Source organism: Pseudomonas sp. BN415 (assembly GCF_029871195.1).
In the GTDB taxonomy this organism is placed as follows: Bacteria; Pseudomonadota; Gammaproteobacteria; order Pseudomonadales; family Pseudomonadaceae; genus Metapseudomonas; species Metapseudomonas resinovorans.
In genome coordinates this window covers 131,480-148,294 of the sequence record NZ_SSOK01000052.1, presented here as the reverse complement: position 1 = coordinate 148,294, position 16,815 = coordinate 131,480, and the positions used below count along the sequence as shown (strand labels likewise).

Below are 16,815 nucleotides of genomic sequence, written 5' to 3'. Positions count from 1 at the left end.
TGGCTATCAGCGTGTTCGACCTGTTCAAGATCGGTATCGGCCCTTCCAGCTCGCACACCGTGGGCCCGATGCGGGCGGCGGCGCTGTTCGCCACGGCGCTGCGCGAGCGCGGCCTGCTGGAGCAGGTGCGACGGGTCGAGGTGCGCCTGTATGGCTCGCTGTCGGCCACCGGCGTTGGCCACGGCACCGACCGCGCCACCCTGGTGGGGCTGATGGGCGAATGGCCGGACCGCGTCGACCCCAAGCAGATCGCCCCGCGCATCGAAGCGCTGCAGGCGTCCCGCGAACTGCTGCTGGACGGCAGCCACCCGGTGGTCTTCGACTGGTCGCGCGACCTGCTGCTGCTGGACGAGAACCTGCCCTACCATCCCAACGCCATGACCCTGATCGTCGAAGGCGAAGGCGGTGAACTGCACCGCGACACCTACTACTCCATCGGTGGCGGTTTCGTGGTCGACGAAGCCCAGGCCAAGTCTGGGCAACTGGACCAGGACCACACCGAACTGCCCTACGACTTCTCCAGCGCCGAAGAACTGCTGGAGCTGTGCCAGCGGCACAACCTGCGCATTGCCGAACTGATGCTGGCCAACGAAAAGGCCTGGCGCAGCGAAGCGGAGATTCGCGCCGGGCTGCTGAAGCTCTGGGACGCCATGCAGGAATGCGTGACCAACGGCCTCGGCCACGAAGGCATCCTGCCCGGCGGGCTGAACGTGCGCCGGCGCGCCGCCAAGCTGCACCGCAGCCTGCAGGAGCTGGGCAAGCCCAACGTCATCGGCTCGACCATGAGCGCGATGGAATGGGTGAACCTCTACGCCCTGGCGGTGAACGAGGAAAACGCCGCCGGCGGGCGCATGGTCACCGCGCCTACCAACGGTGCGGCGGGGATCATCCCGGCGGTGCTGCACTACTACATGCGCTTCAACCCCGAGGCCAGCGAAGACGACGTGGTGAACTTCTTCCTCGGGGCGGCGGCCGTCGGCATCCTGTGCAAGAAGAACGCCTCGATCTCCGGTGCCGAAGTCGGTTGCCAGGGTGAAGTCGGTTCGGCGTGCGCGATGGCGGCGGCGGGCCTGGCGGAAGTGCTGGGAGCGACGCCGGCGCAGCTGGAGAACGCGGCGGAGATCGGTCTGGAGCACAACCTGGGGCTGACCTGCGACCCGGTGGGCGGGCTGGTGCAGGTGCCGTGCATCGAGCGCAACGCGATTGCTGCGGTGAAGGCGATCAACGCGGCGCAGATGGCACTGCGCGGCGACGGCGAGCACTTCATCTCGCTGGACCGGGTGATCCGCACCATGCGCGACACCGGCGCCGACATGCACGACAAGTACAAGGAAACCTCCCGCGGCGGTCTGGCCGTGAGCGCCGTGGAGTGCTGATGCCATGAGCGCCTATCAAGGCCTGCGCAAGCCTGAAACCCGCTTCGAATCCATCGGCTTCCTGCTGTTGGATGACTTCAGCCTGATCGCACTGGCCGGCGCCCTCGAGCCGCTGCGCCTGGCCAACCAGCTATCCGGAACGGTCCTCTATCACTGGTGCACCCTGACGTGCGACGGCACCCCGGTGCGCGCTGACAACGGCATGCAACTGACGCCAGAAGGCAGCCTCGCCGAAGCGCGTGAACTGGACGCCCTGATTCTCTGTGGCGGCGACGGCGCGCCACTCGCCGACGCCGGATTGCTCGCGCAACTCCGCGACCTGTCCGCCCTCGGCGTGAAGCTGGGCGCACTGGAGTCTGCCCGCGCTGTGCTGGCCGAGGCCGGTCTGCTTCAGGACGATGAAAGCATCCCGGCCTGGGCCAGCCGGCTGACCCTGCGCGATGCCCTCGCCAGCGCGCAGCCCAAGTTGCAGGAAGTGATCGCGCTGATGGAGGCCAACCTGGAAGAGCCCATCGACCTGGATGACTTGGCCAGCTTCATCGAGCTGTCGCGGCGCCAACTGGAAAGGCTGTTCCAGAAGTACCTGTGCTGCTCGCCATCACGCTACTACCTCAAGCTGCGCCTGCTGCGTGCCCGCCAACTGCTGCGACAGACCGCCCTGCCGGTGGTGCAGGTGGCCTTCGGTTGCGGCTTCCTCTCCGCGCAGAATTTCTCCAAGTGCTACCGCGAGCACTTCGGCATTCCGCCCAGCAACGAACGGCTGGACAAGCCGCAGCTCTGCCGCGCCGCGATGCACTGAGCACCCTTGGCACCACTTCGGGCCCGCCCGTGCCTGGCAGCATGGTTCGGGCCTGTTTTTTTGGTGGGCACGGTGTTTGACCTTTCCCTTTCTCTTGTGGGGGCGAATTCATTCGCAATGGGCAGCGCAGCTGCCCCGGCCAACTTCTTGGGCAGACCTTCGGCCTGCTCAGCGAATGAATTCGCCCCCACAGAAGAGCAACCCGTGCCGGCCGTAGAGGTCCGATTCAGCCCACCTTCCCTCACCCCAACCCTCTCCCTCTGGGAGAGGGTTGGGGTGAGGGTGGCTGAGCGACTCTCGGGCTTTCATGTTCACCCCAGCGGATCTGACCAACTTGGGGTCGGATTCGTACAAAAAGTGGCCGGTTGCTTCTGTTGCAATGCTGTCCAACGGCCCACCAATCCGGTGTGTCGAGTCAGTGGATAACAACAAGGGTTCACCGCCATGCAAATGCCCAAGACGCTCCGCATCCGTAACGGCGACAAGGTTCGCTCCACCTTCTCCGCCCAGGAATACGCCAGCCGCCAAGCCAAACTGCGCGCGCACCTGGCGGCGGAGAACATCGACGCCGCGATCTTCACGTCGTATCACAACATCAACTACTACTCCGACTTCCTCTATTGCTCCTTCGGTCGTCCCTACGCCCTGGTGGTGACCCAGGACGATGTCATCAGCATCAGCGCCAACATCGACGGCGGCCAGCCGTGGCGCCGCACCGTCGGCACCGACAACATCGTCTACACCGACTGGCAGCGCGATAACTACTTCGTCGCCATCCAGCAGGCCCTACCGAAAGCACGCCGCATCGGTATCGAGCACGATCACCTGAACCTTCTGAACCGCGACAAGCTGGCCGCCCGCTACCCCGAAGCCGAGCTGGTGGATGTGGCAGCCGCCTGCATGCGCATGCGCATGATCAAGTCCGCCGAAGAGCATGTGATGATCCGCCATGGTGCGCGCATCGCCGACATCGGTGGCGCGGCGGTGGTGGAAGCCCTGCGTGACCAGGTGCCGGAATACGAAGTGGCGCTGCATGCCACCCAGGCCATGGTTCGCGCCATCGCCGACACCTTCGACGACGTGGAGCTGATGGACACCTGGACCTGGTTCCAGTCCGGCATCAACACCGACGGCGCGCACAACCCGGTGACCACCCGCAAGGTGAACAAGGGCGACATCCTCAGCCTCAACTGCTTCCCGATGATCGCCGGCTACTACACCGCCCTGGAGCGCACCCTGTTCCTCGACCATTGCTCCGACGACCACCTGCGCCTGTGGCAGGTCAACGTCGAGGTGCACGAGGCCGGCCTCAAGCTGATCAAGCCCGGTGCGCGCTGCAGCGACATCGCCCGCGAGCTGAACGAGATCTTCCTCAAGCACGACGTGCTGCAGTACCGCACCTTCGGCTACGGCCACTCCTTCGGCACGCTCAGCCACTACTACGGCCGCGAAGCTGGCCTGGAGCTGCGCGAGGACATCGACACGGTTCTGGAGCCGGGCATGGTGGTGTCCATGGAACCGATGATCATGCTGCCGGAAGGCCTGCCGGGCGCTGGCGGTTACCGCGAGCACGACATCCTGATCGTCAACGCGGACGGTGCCGAGAACATCACTAAATTCCCCTACGGGCCGGAGAAAAACATCATCCGCAAATGACCCCGTCCACGCCCGCGCAGAGCCGACCTCCTGCGCGGGCCCCGGTTTCACGCACCACCACAACAAGAATCGACGCGCGGCATTCACAGGGTCCAGACCCTGCGCACGCGCCGCCTTTTGACTAACCGCTGCCGAACTAGCACGACATAACAATAGAGGTACAGGCGATGGTCAGGTTTATTGCAGGAACGCTCCTTCGGGGAGCGGCCGACAGTGTGTCTTTCAACAGCGGTCGGGGCGCTCCCGTCCATACTCCAGGCTTACAGGTGCACCTCCCGTGTGAAGGGGGTGTCCGATGAGCACATCCAACCAGTCCCTGGCCTACGGCCAGGCCGCGAGCCCAATGTCCAGCAGCGAGCGCAGCACGCTCCGCCGCGCGGCGACGGCCAGCTTCATGGGCAACTTCGTCGAGTGGTTCGACTACGCCGCCTATGGCTATCTGGCAGCGGTGATCGCCGTCGTGTTCTTCCCCGCCACCGACAAGACCACCGGCTTGCTGGCGGCCTTCGCGGTGTTTGCCATCTCCTTCATCATCCGCCCCATCGGCGGCATCGTCTGGGGCCACATCGGCGACCGTTACGGCCGGCGTAACGCCCTGTCCCTGTCCATCCTCATCATGTCTGGCGCCACCTTCTGCATTGCGCTGCTACCGACCTACGCCCAGGTGGGCATGCTCGCGCCTTTGCTGCTGTTGCTGATTCGCCTGGTGCAGGGCTTCTCCGCTTCCGGGGAATACGCGGGCGCGGCGGCCTTCCTCGCCGAGTACGCACCGGACAACAAACGTGGCTTCTACACCAGCCTGGTGCCGGCCAGTACCGCGGCAGGGCTGCTGTTCGGTTCGCTGTTCGCGGCACTGCTCTATTCGCAGCTGGACACCGAGCAACTGCACAGTTGGGGGTGGCGCATTCCCTTCCTGCTGGCGGCCCCCCTCGGGCTGATCGGCCGCTACATCCGCCTGCACCTGCAGGACACGCCCAAGTTCCGCGAGATGGAACAGGCGATGGCGAAGAAGGAAACCGAGCACAAGGTGCCGATCCGCGAACTCCTCGGCATGCACCGCAAGAAAGTGCTGGTGGCCATCGGCGTCACCTGCCTCAACGCGGTGGCCTTCTACCTGATCCTCAGCTACATGCCGACCTACCTCTCCACCGAGATGGGCATGACCGAGACTGATTCCTTCCTGGCTTCCACCGTGTCGCTGGCGACCTACATCGGGTTCATCTTCCTGATGGGCAAGCTGTCCGATCGCTTCGGCCGCAAGACCATGCTGATTGCCGCGTCGCTGCTGTTCCTCGCCCTCACGCTGCCGCTGTTCGGCCTGCTGGAAGGGCAGGGCTTTGCCTTCATCCTGCTGATCCAGATCGCCTTCGGCCTGATGCTGGCGATGAACGACGGCACCCTGCCGTGCTTCCTCGCGGAGGTGTTCCCGACGCGGGTGCGCTACAGCGGCTTCGCCTTCAGCTTCAACACCGCTAACGCCCTGTTCGGCGGCACCGCGCCGTTCATCGCCACCTGGTTGATCAGCCAGACCGGCGACAAGATGGCGCCGGCCTGGATGCTGGTGGGCGCGGCGGCTGTGGCGCTGCTGGCGATGTTGACCATCCGCGAGACGGCGCATAAGGCCCTGGCGGACGACTGACGGCTGGCCCCTGGCGATCCTGCCAACTTCGGGTCGGATACGTACAAAAGTCGCCCACGCACTTCTGATGCAATGCCATTAGCGGAAGTCCGTCTGGCGCCGAGAATCCCTGGAGTATTTCGATGAGCAAGAGTGTTTTCGTAGGTGAGCTGACCTGGAAGGAGTACGAGGCGCGTGTCGCAGGCGGCGACTGTGTGCTGATGCTGCCGGTCGGCGCCCTGGAGCAGCACGGCCATCACATGTGCATGAACGTGGATGTGCTGCTGCCCACGGCGGTGTGCCAACGGGTTGCCGAGCGTACCGGCGCGCTGGTCCTGCCGGGCCTGCAGTACGGCTACAAGTCCCAGCAGAAGTCCGGCGGCGGCAATCACTTCCCCGGAACCACCAGCCTGGACGGTGCCACGTTGACCGGTACGGTGCAGGACATCATCCGCGAGCTGGCCCGCCACGGTGCGCGCCGGCTGGTGCTGATGAACGGCCACTACGAGAACTCCATGTTCATCGTCGAAGGCATCGACCTCGCCCTGCGCGAGTTGCGCTATGCCGGCATCCACGACTTCAAGGTGGTGGTGCTCTCCTACTGGGATTTCGTCAAGGACCCGGCGGTGATCCAGCGCCTCTATCCCGAGGGGTTCCTCGGTTGGGACATCGAGCACGGTGGCGTCTTCGAGACCTCGCTGATGCTCGCCCTCTACCCGGAACTTGTGGACCTGGACCGCGTCGTCGATCACCCGCCTGCGACCTTCCCGCCCTATGACGTGTTTCCGGTGGACCCGGCCCGCACGCCGGCGCCGGGAACCCTGTCGTCGGCGAAGACGGCCAGCCGGGAGAAGGGCGAGTTGATCCTGGAGGTCTGTGTCCAGGGCATCGCCGACGCTATCCGCGAGGAGTTCCCGCCCACCTGACCAGGCATTGCGTCAACCCGAACAGAACAAGCGACTTCACAACTACAACAAGTGACCGCTGCGGCGGTTCGCGAGGAAGTTTCAGCTATGTCGAATTCAGACGCGCACAAAGAGTACGGGCTCAATCAGGTCAAACCGGAGGAGCGTAGCTACGGCTTCGGCGACACCGTGTGGACCTGGTTCGGTTCCGGCATCAACACCGGTTCCTGGTTCTTCGGCGGCATGGCCGCCTCACTGGGCATGGTCTTCGTCCTGCAGTACAGCATTCTCTGGCTGCCACTGATGATGATTCCCTGGGCGGCAGTGGCCTATATCGGCTACCGCTACGGTGCCAGTACGGCCGTGGTGGCCCGTCCTGCCCTGGGTACCAAAGGGTCGCGCCTGACCGGCGTGGCCCAGTTCCTGGTGCTGATCGGCTGGCCCAGCGTGAATAGCTTCATTGCCGCCATTTCCCTCACCCACGTGTTCGGTGCGGCGTTCGGCTGGCCGACCTTCGGCCAGCCCGGCTCGGCGGGACCGATGGTGCTCGGCATTCTGCTGACCGCCGTGGCGCAGGGTGTCATCACCTTCCTCGGCCATGAGGCGATTCGCTATCTGGAGCGCGTGGCCGGCGTGCTGCTGCTGGTGCTGGGTGTCTGGGTCAGCTACATCGTGCTGTCGCAGTGGGACCTGGGTGAGCTGATGGCGTTCAAGGTGGCGAATCCGGCCCACTCGGTAGCCTTCTACATCGACCTGGCCTTCGGTTTCTCTTGGACCTGGGCCCAGGTGGCTGACTTCTCCCGCTTCGCCAAGACCGGCAAGGCGGCCACCGTGGGCAGCTGGCTGGGGCTCAACGTAGGGCAGGGCTGGTTCATGCTGATCGGCGCCATCGGCACCATCGGGGTGGCACTGCAAACCGGCAGCATCGACCCCAACAACTCCGACCCCAGCTCCACCCTGGCTACCTTGGGGCTGGGCCTGGTGTCCTTCCTGGTGCTGATTTTCGCCACCGTCAGCACCAACGTCACCGTGCTCTACGGCTCCGGCATGGGGCTGCTGGGAGCGTTCAAGAGCCTGACCCCGAAAAAGGCCCTGGCGATCATCGTTGTGCTGCAGCTGGCGCTGTGCTTCGTGCCCATGGCCTTCGACTCCTTCCTGCATTACTTCGAGACCTTCCTCGGCGTCATCGGCGGCCTGTTCATCCCGCTCTGGACCATCATCCTGGTCGACTACTTCTGCGTGCGCGGCAAGCGCATCAGCGACCGCGACCTCTTTGCCGAAGCCGGCGGCACCTATTACGGCAGCAATGGCTGGAACCCCGCGGGTATCGCCGCGTTGGTGCTGGGCTTTGCGGTGTACTTCGTGTTGGCCCATGTGTTCAAGGACATAGCCGAGCAGATCACCGCGAGCTTCCCCGCCATCCTGGTATCAGGGCTGGCCTACTGGCTGTTGGCAAAGAAGCCGGCAGTGGCCCTGAGCGGAGGTGTTGAGCAGGACGCCTGACACGCGAGGTACGGAAATGGCAACGCCGCCCCCAAGAGGAGGGCGGCGTTTTTGTTTTCGGCGAGGTTCAAGGCGGCTCCCTTGCAGGGGCGCCCATCAGGAGTGCAAGGGACTCTGCTTGCGCTCGCCACGCGGCGAGTGGCCGAAGAAGCGGCTGTAGCACTTGGAGAAGTGCGCCGGCGAGGCGAAACCGCAAGCCATGGCGATGTCGCGGACCTGGGACTCGCTGCGCAGCAGTAAATCGCGGGCGCGGTTGAGGCGCAGTTCCAGGTAGTACTGGCTGGGCGTGCGGTCCAGGTACTTGTGGAAAAGCCGTTCCAGCTGGCGTACCGACACTTCGTTGAGCTGCGCCAGTTCTTCCAGCTCAAGCGGTTCTTCCAGATTGGCTTCCATGATCGCGACGATCTGGCTCAGCTTCGGCTGAGCATGGCCGAGCTTCTGCCGCAGGGGAACACGCTGCTGCTCACGGGCGCCGCGCATGCGGTCGCAGAGCAGCAGCTCGGCGGCGCGGGTGGCGATCTCCACGCCGCCGGGTTCGCGGGCGATCAGTTGCAGCGTCATGTCCATGGAGGCGGTGCCGCCGGAACAGGTGTAGCGGTCGCGGTCCAGCTCGAACAGCTGGTTGGAGATGATGATGCCGGGGAACTTGTCCTTCACCTGTTCGATGTCTTCCCAGTGCATGGTGCAGCGGTAGCCCTTGAGCAGCTCGGCACTGGCCAGCAGGTGACTGCCGGTGCAGATGCCGCCCAGCGGTACGTCGTGCTGGGCCAGCTTGCGCACCCAGTGCAGCAGGCGGCGGTCGTAGCGCAGAGGCATGGGGTTGGAACCGACGACGAACAGGGCGTCCAGCTCGGGGGCGTCGTCGAGGCTGTGATCGGGGACCACGCGCATGCCGTTGCTGGCCTGAACCGGCTCATGGTCGGCGGCGATCAGCAGGGTGCGGAACAGGCTGCGCTTGGCGGCCAGGTTGGCCATGCGCAGGGTCTCGATCGCCGAGGCGAAGCCGATGGTGGTGAAGTTGGGGATCAACAGGAAGCCGAAGGTCTTCACCCCGGCCGGCCGGGGTTGGCCTGATGTTTCGTCGACGGGCGGCGCCGCAAGGTTCGCAACAGCCATCTGGTTCTTCCTCCACTGCTTCGACTGTCGTTTTTGGGTATAGGTGGGTGAGGCAGACGTCGAAATGCAGCTCTGTCTTTTTATTGTTCTGCAGCGCGGGAGCGGGCCTGCGCCGGGGTCCAGCTTACACCCATTCCAACCCGGCATCAGCGGCGTCCGGCGCGAAATCCGGGGGGCCAGCGAAGCGGTCTCCGGTAATCGAACGGTTTTACTTCTCTGCCTGGGTAGGTTTGGGCATTTACACGTCGCAAACAGGCAAACGGGGTGTCGGGCTATTTCGCACAATCGGCCGCAACAGGTAGGTACCGACAGGATTTAAGCGGTCGGTGCAGAGCCCCCAAAACAACAGAGACGACAGCAGGTTGTCGCAGGAGATCATCGATGTTCAGCAAGCAAGACCAGATCCAGGGTTACGACGACGAACTGTTCAGCGCGATGCAGGAAGAAGAGCACCGTCAGGAAGACCACATCGAGCTGATCGCCTCGGAGAACTACACCAGCAAGCGCGTGATGGAGGCCCAGGGCAGCGGCCTGACCAACAAGTACGCCGAAGGCTACCCGGGCAAGCGCTACTACGGTGGCTGCGAGTTCGTCGACAAGGTCGAGCAGCTGGCCATCGACCGCGCCAAGCAACTGTTCGGTGCCGATTACGCCAACGTCCAGCCGCACTCCGGCTCCCAAGCCAATAGCGCCGTCTACCTGGCCCTGTTGAACGCCGGTGACACCATCCTCGGCATGAGCCTGGCCCATGGCGGCCACCTGACCCACGGCGCCAAGGTGTCGTCCTCCGGCAAGCTCTACAACGCCGTGCAGTACGGCCTGGACACCGCCACCGGTCTGATCGATTACGACGAAGTCGAGCGCCTGGCCGTTGAGCACAAGCCGAAGATGATCGTCGCCGGCTTCTCCGCCTACTCCAAGACCCTCGACTTCCCGCGCTTCCGCGCCATCGCCGACAAGGTCGGTGCACTGCTGTTCGTCGACATGGCCCACGTCGCTGGCCTGGTGGCCGCCGGCCTGTACCCGAACCCGCTGCCCTACGCTGACGTGGTCACCACCACCACCCACAAGACCCTGCGCGGTCCGCGTGGTGGCCTGATCCTGGCCAAGTCCAACGAAGAGATCGAGAAGAAGCTGAACTCCGCCGTGTTCCCCGGCGCCCAGGGTGGCCCGCTGATGCACGTGATCGCCGCCAAGGCGGTGTGCTTCAAGGAAGCGCTGGAGCCCGGCTTCAAGGATTACCAGGCCCAGGTCATCAAGAACGCCAAGGCCATGGCCAAGGTGTTCATCGATCGCGGCTACGACGTGGTCTCCGGCGGCACCGACAACCACCTGTTCCTGGTCAGCCTGATCAAGCAGGGCAAGACCGGCAAAGAGGCAGACGCTGCCCTCGGTCGCGCCGGTATCACCGTGAACAAGAACGCCGTGCCGAATGACCCGCAGTCGCCTTTCGTGACCTCGGGCGTGCGTATCGGTACCCCGGCCATCACCAGCCGTGGTTTCAAGGAAACGCAGAGCATCGAGCTGGCTGGCTGGATCTGCGACATCCTCGACCACCTCGGCGATGCCGACGTCGAAGCCCAGGTGGCCAAACAGGTCGCCGGCCTCTGCGCCGACTTCCCCGTCTACCGCTGATCCAGGAGTCCGAACATGCAACGTTATTCCGGCTTCGGCCTGTTCAAGCACTCCCTGAGCCACCACGAAAACTGGCAACGCATGTGGCGCAACCCGACGCCGAAGCCGGTCTATGACGTGATCATCGTTGGCGGTGGCGGCCATGGCCTGGCGACCGCCTACTACCTGGCAAAGGAATTCGGCGTGAAGAACGTCGCGGTGGTGGAGAAAGGCTGGCTGGGCGGCGGCAACACCGCGCGCAACACCACCATCGTCCGCTCCAACTACCTGTGGGACGAGTCCGCGCAACTGTACGAGCACGCCATGAAACTGTGGGAAGGCCTGTCCCAGGACCTGAACTACAACGTGATGTTCTCCCAGCGCGGCGTCTACAACCTCTGCCACACCCTGCAGGACATGCGTGACTCGGCTCGCCGGGTCAACGCCAACCGCCTGAACGGCGTCGACGGCGAACTGCTGGACGCCCGCCAGGTGGCCGAGGAGATTCCCTTCCTCGACTGCAGCAAGAACACCCGCTACCCGATCATGGGCTCCACCGTTCAGCGTCGCGGCGGCGTGGCCCGTCACGATGCCGTGGCCTGGGGCTACGCCCGTGCCGCCGACGCCCTGGGTGTCGACCTCTTGCAGAACACCGAAGTACTCGGCTTCCGCAAGCAGGATGGCGCGGTGATCGGCGTGGAAACCAATCGCGGCTTCATCGGTGCCAAGCGCGTCGGCGTGGTCACCGCCGGCAACTCCGGGCACATGGCCAAGCAGGCCGGTTTCCGCCTGCCGCTGGAATCCCACCCGCTGCAGGCCCTGGTGTCCGAGCCGATCAAGCCGGTCATCCACAGCGTGATCATGTCCAACGCCGTGCACGGCTACATCAGCCAGTCCGACAAGGGCGACCTGGTGATCGGCGCCGGTATCGACGGCTACAACGGCTACGGCCAGCGCGGTTCCTACGGGACCATCGAGCACACCTTGCAGGCCATCGTGGAGATGTTCCCGATCCTCTCCCGCGTGCGCATGAACCGTCAGTGGGGCGGCATCGTGGATACCACTCCGGACGCCTGCCCGATCATTTCCAAGACCCCGGTGAAGAACCTGTTCTTCAACTGCGGCTGGGGTACCGGCGGCTTCAAGGCCACCCCGGGTTCGGGCCACGTCTTCGCGGCGAGCCTGGCGCGTGGCGAGATGCACCCGCTGGCCAAGCCCTTCTCCATCGACCGTTTCCATACCGGCGCACTGATCGACGAGCACGGCGCCGCTGCCGTGGCTCACTAAGGAGAATCGCCATGCTGCACATTTTCTGCCCCTACTGTGGCGAACTGCGCTCCGAAGAGGAATTCCACGCCAAGGGCCAGGCGCACATCCCGCGCCCCCTGGACCCCAACGGCTGCACCGACGAGGAGTGGGGCGACTACATCTTCTTCCGCGACAACCCGCGCGGCATTCACCACGAGCTGTGGGTGCACGCCGCCGGCTGCCGCAAGTACTTCAACGCCACGCGCCACACCGTGAGCTACGAGATCCTCGAAACCTACAAGATCGGTGAGAAGCCCACTGTCACCGAGGCCAACGTCGGCGACAAGAAAGCCGCGACCGCAGGAGTAACGGCATGAGCCAGGTCAACCGCCTTCCCAAGGGTGGCCGCGTCGATCGCAGCCAACCGCTGACCTTCACCTTCAACGGCCAGAACTACCAGGGCTTCTCCGGCGACACTCTGGCCGCCGCCCTGCTGGCCAACGGCGTCGATATCATCGGCCGCAGCTTCAAGTACTCCCGTCCGCGCGGCATCGTCGCTGCCGGTGCGGAAGAACCCAATGCCGTGTTGCAGATCGGTTCTACCGAGAGTTCCCAGGTGCCGAACGTGCGCGCCACCCAGCAGGCCCTGTATGCCGGCCTGGTGGCCAGCAGCACCAACGGCTGGCCGAACGTGAACAACGACGTGATGGGCATCCTCGGCAAGGTCGGCGGCGGCATGATGCCGCCCGGGTTCTACTACAAGACCTTCATGTACCCGCAAAACCTGTGGCTGACCTACGAGAAGTACATCCGCAAGGCCGCCGGCCTCGGTCGTGCGCCGCTCGAAGTCGACCCTGACATCTATGACCACATGAACCAGTACTGCGACGTGCTGGTGGTCGGCGCCGGCCCGGCTGGCCTGGCTGCTGCCCTGGCCGCTGGCCGCAGCGGTGCCCGCGTGATCCTGGCGGACGAGCAGGAAGAGTTCGGCGGCAGCCTGCTGGACACCCGCGAGACCCTGGACGGCAAGCCCGCGGCCGAGTGGGTGGCCAAGGTCATCGCCGAGCTGGAGACACTGCCGGAAGTGACCCTGTTGTCGCGCGCCACGGTGAACGGCTATCACGACCACAACTTCCTCACCATCCACCAGCGCCTGACCGACCACCTGGGCGAGGTCGCGCCCCATGGGCAGGCCCGTCATCGCGTGCATCGCGTCCGTGCCAAGCGCGTGGTGCTGGCCGCCGGCGCCCACGAGCGTCCGCTGGTGTATTCGAACAACGACGTGCCGGGCAACATGCTCGCCGGCTCCGTCTCCACCTATGTGAACCGCTACGGCGTGGCCCCTGGCCGTCAGCTGGTGCTGTCCACCAACAACGACTACGCCTACCGCGTGGTGCTGGATTGGCTCGATGCCGGTCAGCAAGTGGTGGCCGTGGCTGATGCCCGCAGCAACCCGCGCGGTGCCTGGGTGGAAGAAGCCCGTGCCCGTGGCGTGCGCATCCTCACCGGCAGCGCCGTGGTCGAGGCCCGTGGCAGCAAGCGTGTCACCGGTGCCCGCATCTGCGCCATCGACCTGAAAGGCCACAAGGTCACCAGCCCCGGCGAAGTGGTGGACTGCGACCTGATCGTCAGCTCCGGCGGCTACAGCCCGGTGGTGCACCTGGCCTCCCACCTGGGCGGCAAGCCGACCTGGCGTGAAGACATCCTCGCATTCGTACCCGGCGAAGGCTTCCAGAAGCGTTACTGCGCTGGTGCCGTGAATGGCGTGTTCGGCCTGGGCGATGCGCTGGCCGATGGCTTCGAAGCCGGTGCCAAGGCGGGTGCCGAGGCGGGCTTCAAAGTGGTCGAAGGCAGCCTGCCGAAGACCGAGAAGCGCAAGGAAGAGGCCACCGTGGCGCTGTTCCAGGTGCCGCACGACAAGTCCACCTCCCGTGCGCCGAAGCAGTTCGTCGACCTGCAGAACGACGTCACCTCCGCCGGCATCGAACTGGCTACCCGCGAGGGCTTCGAGTCGGTCGAACACGTCAAGCGCTACACCGCGCTGGGCTTCGGTACCGACCAGGGCAAGCTGGGCAACATCAACGGCCTGGCCATCGCCGCCCGTTCGATGGGCATCAGCATCGCCGAGATGGGCACCACCATGTTCCGCCCGAACTACACCCCGGTGACCTTCGGCGCTGTTGCGGGCCGTCACTGCGGCCACCTGTTCGAGCCCAAGCGTTACACCGCCATGCATCGCTGGCACCTGGAGCAGGGCGCGGAATTCGAGGACGTCGGACAGTGGAAACGCCCCTGGTACTTCCCCAAGCGCGGCGAAGACATGCACGCCGCCGTGGATCGCGAATGCAAGGCCGTGCGTGACAGCGTGGGCATCCTCGATGCCTCGACCCTGGGCAAGATCGACATCCAGGGCCCGGATGCGCGCGAGTTCCTCAACCGTGTCTACACCAACGCCTGGACCAAGCTGGATGTGGGCAAGGCCCGCTACGGCCTGATGTGCAAGGAAGACGGCATGGTCTTCGACGACGGCGTGACCGCCTGCATCGGCGAGAACCATTTCGTCATGACCACCACCACCGGCGGCGCCGCCCGTGTGATGGAGTGGCTGGAGATCTACCACCAGACCGAATGGCCGGAACTGAAGGTGTACTTCACCTCGGTCACCGACCACTGGGCCACCATGACCCTGTCCGGCCCGAACAGCCGCAAATTGCTGGCCGAGGTCACCGACATCGACCTGGACAAGGACGCCTTCCCCTTCATGAGCTGGAAGGAAGGTCTGGTCGGTGGCGTGCCGGCGCGGGTGTTCCGTATCTCCTTCACCGGTGAGCTGTCCTACGAAGTGAACGTGCAGGCCGACTACGCGCTGGGCGTGTGGGAGAAGATTGTCGAGGCCGGCAAGAAGTACAACCTGACCCCCTACGGCACCGAAACCATGCACGTGCTGCGGGCGGAGAAGGGCTTCATCATCATCGGTCAGGACACCGACGGCTCGGTGACCCCGGACGACCTGAACATGGGCTGGTGCGTTGGCCGCAGCAAGGCCTTCTCCTGGATCGGCTGGCGCGGCATGAACCGCGAGGACTGCCTGCGCGAAGACCGCAAGCAACTGGTGGGCCTCAAACCCATCGACCCGAACAAGGTGCTGCCGGAAGGCGCCCAGCTGGTGTTCGATCCCAAGCAATCCATCCCGATGAAGATGGTCGGCCACGTCACCTCCAGCTACATGAGCGCGACCCTGGGTTATTCCTTCGCCATGGCTGTGGTCAAGGGTGGCCTGAAGCGCATGGGCGAGCGCGTGTTCGCACCGCTGGCCGATGGCAGTGTGATCGAAGCCGAAATCTGCAGCTCCGTGTTCTATGACCCGAAAGGGGATCGCCAGAATGTCTAACGTGAACGTCTACAAGCAGCGCCCCGACTCCGCCCATGCCGAATCGCCGCTGTACCACGCCGGCCTCGACGAGCTGGCGCGCAAAGGCAAGAGCAGCGCAGGGGTGACCCTGCGCGAGAAGAAGCTCCTCGGTCACCTGGTGATCCGTGGCGACGCCAAGGACCCGGCCTTCGCCGGTGGCGTGCACAGCGCTCTGGGCCTGGAGCTGCCGGTGGCCCTGACCCTGGTGGCCAGCGGCGACACCTCGCTGCAGTGGCTGGGGCCGGACGAGTGGCTGCTGATCGTGCCGAGCGGCCAGGAGTTCGAGGTCGAACAGCGTCTGCGCAAGGCGCTGGATGGCCAGCACATCGCCGTGGTCAACGTCAGCGGCGGCCAGACCATTCTCGAGCTCTCCGGGCCCAAAGCCCGCGAGGTTCTGATGAAGTCGACCCCCTACGACGTGCACCCGAGCAACTTCCCGGTGGGCAAGGCCGTGGGCAGCACCTTTGCCAAGGCTTCTCTGGTGATTCGCCATACCGGCGAAGACACCTGGGAACTGCTGATCCGCCGCAGCTTCTCCGACTACTTCTGGCTCTGGCTGCAAGATGCCAGTGCTGAGTTCGGACTGGCGGTGAAGGCCTGACGGGAAAACGGAAAATCCCCTCTCCCCTTGGGAGAGGGGAGACAAACATCGGAGTCCGCATATGAGCCGCACACCCGATACCTGGATTCTCACCGCCCACTGCCCGAGCGTGCTCGGTACCGTGGATGCGGTGACGCGCTTTCTCTTCGAGCAGCGTTGCTACGTCACCGAACACCATTCCTTCGATGACCGGCTGTCCTCGCGCTTCTTCATCCGGGTCGAGTTCCGCCAGCCGGACGACTTCGACGAACAGTCGTTCCGCGCTGGCCTGGCCGAGCGCCTGGCGCCCTTCGACATGCAGGTGGAGCTGACGCCGCCGGGCTATCGCGCCAAGGTGGTGCTGATGGTGTCCAAGGCCGACCACTGCCTGAACGACCTGCTCTATCGCCAGCGTATCGGCCAGTTGGCCATGGATGTGGTCGCAGTGGTGTCCAACCACCCAGACCTGGAGCCGCTCGCGCGCTGGCACGGGATTCCCTATCACCATTTCCCCCTCGATCCCAACGACAAGCCCGCGCAGGAGCGCCGTGTGATGCAGGTGATCGAGGAGACCGGCGCCGAGCTGGTAGTCCTCGCCCGCTACATGCAGGTGCTGTCGCCCGAACTGTGCAAAAGGCTCGATGGCTGGGCGATCAACATCCACCACTCGCTGCTGCCAGGCTTCAAGGGTGCCAAGCCCTACCACCAGGCGTACCAGAAGGGCGTGAAGCTGGTGGGGGCCACGGCGCACTACATCAACAACGACCTGGACGAGGGCCCGATCATCGCCCAGGGGGTCGAAGCGGTGGACCACGCGCATTACCCCGAAGACCTGATCGCCAAGGGCCGCGACATCGAGTGCCTGACCCTGGCCAAGGCCGTGGGCTACCACATCGAACGCCGCGTGTTCCTCAACGCCAACCGCACGGTGGTGCTCAACGCCTGATCACGTGGCTACCCGGCTGTAGGGTGGGCTTCAGTCCACCAG

At 64.8% G+C, this 16,815-nt stretch carries 13 protein-coding genes; 12 read left to right on the top strand and 1 reads right to left on the bottom strand.

Annotation, left to right across the window (positions count from 1 at the left end; translation table 11 throughout):
- The 6 genes from E8F20_RS13120 to E8F20_RS13095 all read left to right on the top strand — a co-directional run.
- The coding region (locus tag E8F20_RS13120; RefSeq protein ID WP_280284096.1) for an L-serine ammonia-lyase at window positions 1-1,376 on the top strand (1,376 nt) is incomplete at its 5' end.
- Between the two features lie 4 nt (window positions 1,377-1,380).
- On the top strand, window positions 1,381-2,175 hold the full coding sequence (locus E8F20_RS13115; RefSeq protein WP_280284095.1) for a helix-turn-helix domain-containing protein: 795 nt from the start codon (window positions 1,381-1,383) through the stop codon (window positions 2,173-2,175).
- Window positions 2,176-2,619: 444 nt separating this feature from the next.
- Window positions 2,620-3,831 carry a M24 family metallopeptidase gene (locus E8F20_RS13110; RefSeq protein WP_137823856.1) on the top strand — a complete coding sequence of 404 codons (1,212 nt, stop codon included), beginning with the start codon at window positions 2,620-2,622 and terminating at the stop codon, window positions 3,829-3,831.
- A gap of 295 nt (window positions 3,832-4,126) precedes the next feature.
- Window positions 4,127-5,470 carry an MFS transporter gene (locus tag E8F20_RS13105; RefSeq protein ID WP_280284094.1) on the top strand — a complete coding sequence of 448 codons (1,344 nt, stop codon included), beginning with the start codon at window positions 4,127-4,129 and terminating at the stop codon, window positions 5,468-5,470.
- 122 nt (window positions 5,471-5,592) lie between these two features.
- The gene (locus E8F20_RS13100; RefSeq protein ID WP_280284093.1) at window positions 5,593-6,375 is read left to right on the top strand and encodes a creatininase; all 783 of its coding nucleotides are present in this window, start codon (window positions 5,593-5,595) and stop codon (window positions 6,373-6,375) included.
- A gap of 87 nt (window positions 6,376-6,462) precedes the next feature.
- Window positions 6,463-7,857, top strand: coding sequence for a cytosine permease (locus tag E8F20_RS13095; protein WP_280284092.1), 1,395 nt, complete (start codon window positions 6,463-6,465; stop codon window positions 7,855-7,857).
- 96 nt (window positions 7,858-7,953) lie between these two features.
- Here E8F20_RS13095 and E8F20_RS13090 read toward each other — a convergent pair whose 3' ends face one another.
- Window positions 7,954-8,973 carry a GlxA family transcriptional regulator gene (locus E8F20_RS13090; protein ID WP_280284091.1) on the bottom strand — a complete coding sequence of 340 codons (1,020 nt, stop codon included), beginning with the start codon at window positions 8,971-8,973 and terminating at the stop codon, window positions 7,954-7,956.
- 381 nt (window positions 8,974-9,354) lie between these two features.
- Between E8F20_RS13090 and glyA the strand changes: the two genes are divergently transcribed.
- The 6 genes from glyA (at window position 9,355) to purU (ending at window position 16,773) form a co-directional block, all read left to right on the top strand.
- Window positions 9,355-10,608 carry a serine hydroxymethyltransferase gene (gene glyA, locus E8F20_RS13085; protein WP_280284090.1) on the top strand — a complete coding sequence of 418 codons (1,254 nt, stop codon included), beginning with the start codon at window positions 9,355-9,357 and terminating at the stop codon, window positions 10,606-10,608.
- Window positions 10,609-10,623: 15 nt separating this feature from the next.
- Window positions 10,624-11,874 (top strand): sarcosine oxidase subunit beta, encoded by a 1,251-nt coding sequence (locus E8F20_RS13080; RefSeq protein WP_280284089.1) that lies wholly within the window; start codon window positions 10,624-10,626, stop codon window positions 11,872-11,874.
- Between the two features lie 11 nt (window positions 11,875-11,885).
- Window positions 11,886-12,212, top strand: a complete 327-nt coding sequence (locus E8F20_RS13075; protein ID WP_280284088.1) for a sarcosine oxidase subunit delta — start codon at window positions 11,886-11,888, stop codon at window positions 12,210-12,212.
- On the top strand, window positions 12,209-15,226 hold the full coding sequence (locus E8F20_RS13070) for a sarcosine oxidase subunit alpha (protein WP_280284087.1): 3,018 nt from the start codon (window positions 12,209-12,211) through the stop codon (window positions 15,224-15,226). The genes E8F20_RS13075 and E8F20_RS13070 overlap by 4 nt, the downstream gene beginning before the upstream one ends.
- Window positions 15,219-15,848 (top strand): sarcosine oxidase subunit gamma family protein, encoded by a 630-nt coding sequence (soxG, locus tag E8F20_RS13065; RefSeq protein WP_280284086.1) that lies wholly within the window; start codon window positions 15,219-15,221, stop codon window positions 15,846-15,848. Before E8F20_RS13070 ends, soxG begins: the two co-directional genes overlap by 8 nt.
- A 61-nt stretch (window positions 15,849-15,909) precedes the next feature.
- Window positions 15,910-16,773, top strand: coding sequence for a formyltetrahydrofolate deformylase (gene purU / locus E8F20_RS13060; protein ID WP_028631169.1), 864 nt, complete (start codon window positions 15,910-15,912; stop codon window positions 16,771-16,773).
- Window positions 16,774-16,815: the final 42 nt, after the last annotated feature.